This is a genomic window from Acidithiobacillus sp. TH-A36 (assembly GCF_057473445.1).
The window spans coordinates 1-3,868 of the sequence record NZ_JBYCKP010000282.1 but is presented as its reverse complement, the minus strand read 5'-3'; the positions used below and the strand labels follow the sequence as shown (position 1 = coordinate 3,868).

The 3,868-nt window shown below is 55.4% G+C and carries 4 protein-coding genes; all 4 read right to left on the bottom strand.

Annotation, left to right across the window (positions count from 1 at the left end):
* The coding region (locus AC2VLY_RS07405; protein WP_486922030.1) for a DUF4124 domain-containing protein at nucleotides 1-323 on the bottom strand (323 nt) is incomplete at its 3' end.
* Nucleotides 324-409: 86 nt separating this feature from the next.
* Entirely contained in the window at nucleotides 410-1,102 is a 693-nt protein-coding gene (locus AC2VLY_RS07400) for a hypothetical protein (RefSeq protein WP_300254385.1), read from the bottom strand.
* Nucleotides 1,103-1,144: 42 nt separating this feature from the next.
* Complete coding sequence (locus AC2VLY_RS07395) at nucleotides 1,145-2,761, bottom strand: ABC transporter permease (RefSeq protein ID WP_486922029.1); 1,617 nt, start codon at nucleotides 2,759-2,761, stop codon at nucleotides 1,145-1,147.
* On the bottom strand, nucleotides 2,758-3,747 hold the full coding sequence (locus AC2VLY_RS07390; protein ID WP_075323448.1) for an extracellular solute-binding protein: 990 nt from the start codon (nucleotides 3,745-3,747) through the stop codon (nucleotides 2,758-2,760). The genes AC2VLY_RS07395 and AC2VLY_RS07390 overlap by 4 nt, the downstream gene beginning before the upstream one ends.
* Between the last annotated feature and the right edge of the window lie 121 nt (nucleotides 3,748-3,868).

The window sequence follows — 3,868 nt, the reverse complement described above, 5'->3', positions numbered from 1 at the left end:
GCCAGGAGATTCAAGCGTTCTATGGCTGTCAGGGTTTTATCGCTGGCTGCTGAAGATGGGGTTACAGTTGCTGCCTTTTGCGGAGTTTGCAGATGCGCTACGGGCGGTGGTGGCGGAGGAATGGGTGGCAGAGACTGCAGCTTTGCTGCGTCTGGTGGTGGCTGATCACCATAACTGACAGTGCCATTGGGGGACACCCAACGGTAAATGGCTGCCTGGGCAGGCAACAACGTGTTACCTGCAGATAAAATAAAAACGGCAGCCAAAACCCGACAGGCATGGCTGCAATGAAGCAAAAAACCTTTCAGTAAATGCTGGTCCATGGTTATTGTTATTACTTAAAAGGCCGGACATTGTAAAGCTTTCGCCAATAGGAGTCCGGTGAACTCTGGCATAAGGCCGTGACAGGCTATTCCGGCTTTCCCCAGGCATTTTCAGGCAAACGGGCATATTGTCCGGTAAACTTTTCCTGTTCCATGCTGAAGGAAACGGGGGTTGTGTCGCCGGGTTGATAACGGATAATCCAGAAGTAGTCGAAGGTTTTCTTGGGCCAGGTTTGCGGTACATTCCTGAATTTGTCGAGATGCAGCAATTGCCGGAAAGTGACCTGTTGTCCAGGAAACTGGGCTTCCAGCTTGGCATTGGCAATATGTTTATGTTCCCACATGATGACCACAACCTTCTGATCATAGGCGGGATTGGTCATGATGTCGTGCACGGCTTCCCGGGTGCGGAGATTTTCCTGCACCATTTTCTGATGTTTGCTCAGACCGGGTTCCGGAACGACCGTAAAGGCTGTTACCGGAAGCCCCCAGCTCTGCGCCGTCGGTGTCATGGTTTCAATGGTATGCAGAGTGATGGCCATGAGAGTGGCGGGCTTTTCGTGTGCTGGCAGCAGGCTATGGGTTGCGTTTTTTCCCAGATATTGCCGGGCGAGGGCCGCTGCGCGGGCCTGACCCACGGGTGACAGGGCGTAGGGATTCATTTTTTCACCATGGCGCAGCAGGATGATTTCAGCCGGTGTGGCAGAAGCGACGAGGGGCAGGCAGACGCCACCTGAAGCAGCAATCAGCATGGTGATAATAAGCTTGCGGTTGTTCATGTCTGGACTCCAGTACGAGTAATGGTGGCAACACGATAAAATTTAACGGCGCAGCAGTAGTCCCCGGGCTACCCCCAGGATGAGTGCCGAACTGAGCACGCCAATGACCGACATGGCCATGCCATCACCAATGACGCCTTGCCGGAAATTGGCATAAATGTAAGTGGAAATCACCTGTACTCCCGCAGGCTGCAGCATCAACGAGGCCACCAGTTCGCGCATGGACAGGGCAAATACAACAGTCGCTCCCCCAATCAGCATGGGCCAGGCGATGGGAATATGCACTTTCAGGAAAGTTCGCAGGGGCCCACTACCATGTACCCGGCTGGCGTTATCCAAAAGCGGCGGTATTTGCGCCAGCCCGGCGCGGGCATAGCGCATGGCAAAAGGAAAGGTGGTGGTGGCATAGGCAACGCCGAGAATGGCGGTAGTGCCGAAGACGGGCAGGTGGTTCCATGGCGCATTCCAGAAAAGGATCATGCCTACGGCCAGAACAACGCCGGGTATGGCCATGGGCAGGGTAGCCAGCAAATCCAGAAAAGCAGCAAAACGACCACCACGGCGGACAATATTGGCCGTCAGCAGGGCGGCCACCATGGTACCAAAAGCCACCAGGGCGGCGAGTTCCAGGCTGGTTTCAAGGGCTCCGAACGCACTGGATTGATGCGAGAGAATATGATGGTAGTGATGCCAGGTGAAATTGCTGAATTTCAGTCCTACCGTAATGGCTTTCTCAAAAGACACCGCCAGCACCGCCCCGATGGGTAACAACATGGCAATCAAAACAAAAGCGGCTAGAGGAAGCATTGACCACCAGCGGCTCGGGTAGCGAAGCTGGTGGATTTGTCCACGATTTTCGTTGGCCAGGGGACGATAAAAAAACCAGGCGACAATGCCCAGGGTACACAATACCAGACCGATGGCGGAAGCACGTGGCAAATTGACGGGCCAGACATTGGTGGCGGCCTCAATGCTGGTACTGAGCACAGTGACTCCGGCATAGCCACTCAGCAAGGCTGGTACACCAAATTCTGCTGAAGTATCCAGGAAAACCAGTAAACCTGCAGCGGCCAATGCGGGCAAAACCAGGGGCAAAACGCCGACGCGAAAGGCCCGCCACAGTCCTGCCCCATGTACACGGGCTGCCTGAATCAGGCGAAAATCCCCATTTTGTAAGGCTGCGCGCAGAATAATGTACACCAGCGGGGTGAGATGCAGGGCCATTACCGCAGCCATTCCCGCCAACGAGTACAAAAAATTTTCCAGGGGCGTTCCGAGACCATGGATGAGTTGTTCAATGAGTCCTACCGGACCAACCAGCAAGGTCCAGGCCTCGGCAGTCAGGTAAGGTGGTATTAAAAAGGGGATAAGAATCAGCCCTTCCCAAAGCAGGCTGAATTTGGGCGGGGCGTAAAACATCAACAAGGCCAGAATCAGCCCGATGGGCAGCGCAAAAACCACCGCCAGAGCAGCCATGCCTGCGGTGCCCAGCAGGGCGTGGATAAAGTGCTGGTCTACTCCCAACTGCAGCAGAGCCATGCCATGATGATGGCTGGCGTCGGGCTGCAGCGCCTCGAAAACGATGGTGGCCAGTGGTGCGAGAACCAGCAGGCCAAGGATGCCAAAAACCAGCAGCCGATTCAGGCTGCGTCCCATCATTGACCGAGAATGTCCTTGCGGAATTTGGCCAGCACGCTGGCGCGGGTTGCGGCGACCTGATCCCAGTTGACCTGCATGACCGGATAAGTACCGAGCTTGGCCAGAGCAGGTTTGGCGGCAACGCCATTCAGGGAAGGATAGAGATTATATTTGGCGACGAGTTTTTGTCCGGCAGGGGACATGGTGAAATTGACAAACTGTTCGGCCAGCTTTTTATCCGGCGCCGACTGCATGATCATGATGGGGCGGGGAATCAGCATGGTGCCTTCTTTCGGGTAAATCAGCTGAATGGAGTTGCCCTGTACCTTGGCCTGCACGGCGGCATGCCCAACGCACTCCACCATCCCACTGCGTTCACCGGAAAGTACCGGCATCAGTGCGGTATGATTAGTCCCCGGCCAGACGGTGCCATTGGCTTTCAGGTCGGAAAAATATTGCCAGGCCTTGTTGCCGTATTTATCCACAAAGGCAATGACAAAATCCGAAGCCGTGCCCGAGAGCAGCGGGTTGGGCGCAGTGAGGTGATTTTTCCAGACGGGAGCGGTCAGATCAAACCAGCTGGTAGGCATGCTCGCGCCCTTGGGCAAGGCTTTGGTGTTCATGACCATGGAAACCGTATCGGCACCATAGGGCAGGAAGGGTCCTTTGAGCTGCATGGCTGGGAAAAGATTTTTGTCGATGCTTTCAGGTTGATAGTCATACACCATCTTGTCTTTGGCGAGTTCCAGGCCGGCTGTCCAGTCGGCGACCATGACCACATCGGCATGCGGATGGTCCGCTTCGGCGGCCAGACGGGCCATGACTTTTCCGGTACTGGATGTCCACACGGCGACGTGATCACCGGTTTTTTTGCTGAATGCGCGCGCCAGGGCCTTGGCCAAAGAAGCCGGGGCAGCACTGTACAGCGTCAATGTGGCGGCAGAAGCAGTGCCTGCAAATGCCAGACTCATGATGGCCAAGGTAACTTGTTTGACTACGGGTTTCATGAGGTTTTCTCCTGAGTTGCGGAAGTTTCGGCAGGAATGCACCAGCCGTGATTCGGGTGAATTTGCCAGTGGCGCGGACCCAGACTGCTCTGCTGGGAGTAGCTCAATAATTCGTGCTGGC

Bases quoted from the DNA above. Each gene is read 5' to 3' on its own strand.
- AC2VLY_RS07400 (WP_300254385.1), bottom strand. From the start codon at position 1,102: ATGAACAACCGCAAGCTTATTATCACCATGCTGATTGCTGCTTCAGGT.
- AC2VLY_RS07395 (WP_486922029.1), bottom strand. From the start codon at position 2,761: ATGATGGGACGCAGCCTGAATCGGCTGCTGGTTTTTGGCATCCTTGGC.
- AC2VLY_RS07390 (WP_075323448.1), bottom strand. From the start codon at position 3,747: ATGAAACCCGTAGTCAAACAAGTTACCTTGGCCATCATGAGTCTGGCA.